The organism is Pengzhenrongella sp. (assembly GCF_036565025.1).
In the GTDB taxonomy this organism is placed as follows: Bacteria; Actinomycetota; Actinomycetes; order Actinomycetales; family Cellulomonadaceae; genus Pengzhenrongella.
Map to the genome: position 1 here is coordinate 1 of NZ_DATCNW010000455.1, position 3,927 is coordinate 3,927.

The 3,927-nt window shown below is 72.1% G+C and carries 3 protein-coding genes and 1 pseudogene; 2 read left to right on the forward strand and 2 right to left on the reverse strand.

What is annotated here, in order from left to right; translation table 11 throughout:
• Both VIM26_RS25565 and VIM26_RS25570 read right to left on the reverse strand, forming a co-directional pair.
• A pseudogene (locus VIM26_RS25565) lies at window positions 1-667 on the reverse strand (hypothetical protein); the annotation flags it as partial.
• Window positions 664-1,410 (reverse strand): peptidylprolyl isomerase, encoded by a 747-nt coding sequence (locus tag VIM26_RS25570; RefSeq protein WP_331956149.1) that lies wholly within the window; start codon window positions 1,408-1,410, stop codon window positions 664-666. The pseudogene VIM26_RS25565 and the gene VIM26_RS25570, both read right to left, overlap by 4 nt.
• Window positions 1,411-1,571: 161 nt before the next feature.
• Between VIM26_RS25570 and VIM26_RS25575 the strand changes: the two genes are divergently transcribed.
• The gene (locus VIM26_RS25575; protein WP_331956150.1) at window positions 1,572-2,333 is read left to right on the forward strand and encodes an MBL fold metallo-hydrolase; all 762 of its coding nucleotides are present in this window, start codon (window positions 1,572-1,574) and stop codon (window positions 2,331-2,333) included.
• Between the two features lie 6 nt (window positions 2,334-2,339).
• Window positions 2,340-3,746 (forward strand): histidine--tRNA ligase, encoded by a 1,407-nt coding sequence (gene hisS / locus VIM26_RS25580; RefSeq protein WP_331956151.1) that lies wholly within the window; start codon window positions 2,340-2,342, stop codon window positions 3,744-3,746.
• Window positions 3,747-3,927: the final 181 nt, after the last annotated feature.

Genomic DNA, 3,927 nt, shown 5'->3' on the forward strand with positions numbered 1-3,927 from the left:
GCATGGGCCGGGGCGTGGGGCGTGGGTGCGGCGTCGGCCGCGGCGACGCGGCGGGCGTCGGGGTGTCCGACGTCGGCGCGGGTTCCGTCGTGGACGGCTCACCGGCCTCGGGCTCGACTGCCGGCGTGACTGCAGCGGGCTCGGCATCCTCCGGCGTGACTGCTGCCGGCGCGAGGGCCTCGGGGGCGACGACGTCGGGCAGGTCAGCTTCGGGAGCTGCTGCCTCGGGCTCGGCAACCTCGGGCGTTGCTGCCTCGGGTACGGCCTCGGGCTCGTCGGGCGTGACTGCCTCGGGCACCACGACCTCGGCCTCGTCGGGCGCAACCTCAACGGCGGCCTCGTCGGACGCCGCCTGGTCGACCGCGGTCTCGTCGACCGCGGTCTCGTCGACCGCAGGTTCGTCAGTCACGGTCTCGTCGGACGCAGGTTCGTCAGTCGCGGCGGCGTCGGACGCAGGCTCGTCAACGGCAGTCTCGTCGACCGCCGGGGCCTGCGCCGTCGGCTCGGGCTCAGTGGCTTCGGGCGCGGCGGAGGTCGACTCGTCGGCGTCCGCCGTGGTGGCAACCGGCGGTTCGACCGCCTCCGGGCGAGGCACGTCCTGGCCTGCGGAGGTCGAGGGGACGGTCCCTTCGACCGGTCCGGCGGCGCTGGTGAAGTTCTCGGTCACTGGGTCTCAACTCCCTGGATGGTGACGTCGGTGGCGGGGGGCCCATCGGTCTTGCCCCCCTTGACACCGGCGTCCGCGACTGCCGTGACGACGTCCAGGCCGGACGTCATACGGCCAAATACGGTGTAGCCACCCGCTGTGTCAGCGGGAATGGTGGAGTCCTCGTACACGAGGAAGAACTGGCTGCCCATCGACGAGCCGTTGTCCGAGGTGCGCGCCATGGCGATCGTGCCGGCCGGGTACACCCCGTCCTTCGGCGCGTTCTCGACCGGGCCGAACGTGTAGCCCGGGCCGCCGGATCCGGTGCCCGTGGGGTCGCCGCACTGGAGCACCTTGATCCCGCTCGTGACGAGCCGGTGGCACTTCGTCCCGTCGAAGAAGCCCTTCCCGGCGAGGCTCACGAACGAGGCGACCGCCTGCGGTGCCTTGGCGCCGTTGAGTTCGATCCCGATCTTCCCGACGTTCATCGTGATCGTCCCGGTCCACGTCCGGGCCTGCGCCGCGGACGGGGGCGGCAGCGTGTACTTCGCGCTCGGCGACGGCGTCGACCCGGCGACGTCCGGGGTCCCGCGGTTGGCGATCGCCGCCGTGAGGCTGATGGCGAGCACGATCACGAGCACGGCGAGGACCGCGCCCGACGTCTTGCGCCGCTGGATACGCCTGGCCTTGTTGGCGACGAGGTGCTGCTGGTAGCGCTCATAGCGACGACGAGCGGCTTCACGTTCCCGCTTGCTGGGGGACAACCGATCTCCTCGTGGCTGGTGGGCATGACATCGCACGTCGCGACGTTCGGGACCGGGAGACAGTCTAGGCAGCCTGGGGCACGATCTCACTGCTCTGGGTCACGGTCCAGTCTCGTCCTGCTGCTCCGCGATCGCAGGTCGCGGCTCGATAGCCTTGCCCGATGGATGTCCTGACAGCTGTCGCGCCCGTTTTCGGCACCAACTGCTACGTGGTCGTCGCCGACGACGACGTCTCGTGCGTGGTGGTCGACGTCGGCGCCGGCGTGGCCGAGCGGGTGCGCGGCGTCGTCGCCGAACGGGGGCTGCGACCGGTCGCCATTCTCGCGACGCACGGGCACGTCGACCACACCTGGGGCGCGGCGGAGGTGAGCGAGGCGTTCGGCGTCCCGCTTTTCGTGCACGCCGACGACGCCTACCGGCTCGCGGACCCGTTCGTCACCCTCGGGCTCGGCGACCCCACCGGTGGCCCGCTCGCCCAGGCGCTCACCGCGTACGGGCTCCCGCCGGACAGGTACCGGGCGCCGGCCCTGATCGAGACGTTCGACTCGACCACCGCCGAGCTGGACCTGGGCGGGCTGCGGTTCGCCGGCGGGACCCTCGGCGTGGTCCACGCGCCCGGTCACACCAAGGGCGCCTCGCTGTTCCTGCTCGACGGCGCGCCGGGGACGGGCAGCGTGCTGCCGTTCGCGCCGGAGGAGGCGTCCCTCGCCGCCGACGCGACCCGGACCGCGCTCACCGGCGACGTGCTCTTCGCGGGCACGATCGGTCGCACCGACCTGCCGGGCGGCGACGAGGCCGCGATGGCCGCCACGCTGCGCAACCTGGCGGCCATCCTGGCCCCCGGCACGATCCTGCTGCCCGGGCACGGACCCGCGTCCCGGATGGACCTCGAACTTCGGCGAAACCGCTACCTGGCAGGATGAGGCCCCATGGCCCGCCCCACCCCCCTGTCCGGTTTTCCCGAGTGGCTACCCCAAGGCCGCACCGTCGAGCAGCACATCCTCGACGCGCTGCGCCGCACGTTCGAGCTCCACGGCTTCGCCGGGATCGAGACGCGCGCGGTCGAGCCGCTCGACCAGCTGCTGCGCAAGGGGGAGACCTCCAAGGAGGTCTACGTGCTGCGCCGGCTGCAGGAAGAGGCGCCGGGCGACTCGTCCTCGGGCAGCGAGAGCGATGACCGGCAGCTCGGGCTGCACTTCGACCTGACGGTTCCCTTCGCGCGGTACGTCCTGGAGAACGCCGGGCACCTCGCGTTCCCGTTCAAGCGCTACCAGATCCAGAAGGTGTGGCGCGGCGAGCGGCCCCAGGACGGCCGGTTCCGGGAGTTCGTGCAGGCCGACATCGACGTCGTGGGCGCGGGTGAGCTGCCGTACCACTACGAGGTCGAGCTGCCGCTGGTGATCGCGGAGGCGCTCGGTTCGCTCGCGGCGATCGGCGTCCCGCCGGTGCGGATCCTGGTCAACAACCGCAAGGTGGCCGAGGGCTTCTACCGCGGGCTCGGGCTCGAGGACGTCGAGGGCGTCCTGCGCAGCATCGACAAGCTGGACAAGGTCGGGCCCAAGGGCGTCGCGGCGCTGCTCGTCGCGGAGGCCGGGGCGACCGGCGAGCAGGCGGCGGCCTGCCTCGAGCTCGCGGGGATCTCCGGCTCCGATGCGAGCGTGGTGGACCGGGTCCGTGAGGTCGCCGCGCGGCACTGCGTGACCTCCGAGCTGCTCGAGACCGGCCTGGTCGAGCTCGGGGCGCTCGTGACGGCCGCGGCCGAGCGGGCACCCGGCGTCGTGGTGGCCGACCTGAAGATCGCGCGCGGCCTCGACTACTACACGGGCTCGGTCTACGAGACGGTGCTCGTCGGGCACGAGCAGCTCGGGTCGATCTGCTCGGGCGGGCGGTACGACACGCTGGCCTCGGACGGCGACAAGACCTACCCGGGCGTCGGGCTGTCGATCGGCGTCTCGCGGCTCGTCTCGCGCCTGCTCGGCGCCGAGCTGGTGACGGTGTCGCGATCGGTGCCGAGCGCCGTCGTCGTCGCGGTGACCAGCGAGGAGACCCGCGGGGAGTCGGACAGGATCGGGACCGCGCTGCGGGCCCGGGGGATCCCGGTCGAGGTCGCGCCCAGCGCGGCGAAGTTCGGCAAGCAGATCAAGTACGCGGACCGCCGCGGGGTGCCGTTCGTGTGGTTCCCGGGCTCGGCCGCCGGGACCGCCGAGGACGGGACGCCCGTGCCGGCCAAGTCCGACCAGGTCAAGGACATCCGCTCCGGCGAGCAGGTCGAGGCCGACCCCGCGACCTGGCAACCGCCGGCCGCCGACCTCTGGCCCCGAGTCCAGGCGGGCTGACGCTTTCGAGCACCGCCGAGAAGTCGAAATCTGCCCATCCAGATCGAATCGGATGGGCGGATTTTGACTTCTGGACGACGTCGAGGTCGGAGAGGTGGGCGGGACACTGACACCGGGGTGGATGCGTCGGTGGGTGCATGGCTGGGTGTATCGAACGTTCACCTGGGGTGCGCGTTCGATA

Bases quoted from the DNA above. Each gene is read 5' to 3' on its own strand.
- VIM26_RS25575 (WP_331956150.1), top strand. From the start codon at position 1,572: ATGGATGTCCTGACAGCTGTCGCGCCCGTTTTCGGCACCAACTGCTAC.
- hisS (WP_331956151.1), top strand. From the start codon at position 2,340: ATGGCCCGCCCCACCCCCCTGTCCGGTTTTCCCGAGTGGCTACCCCAA.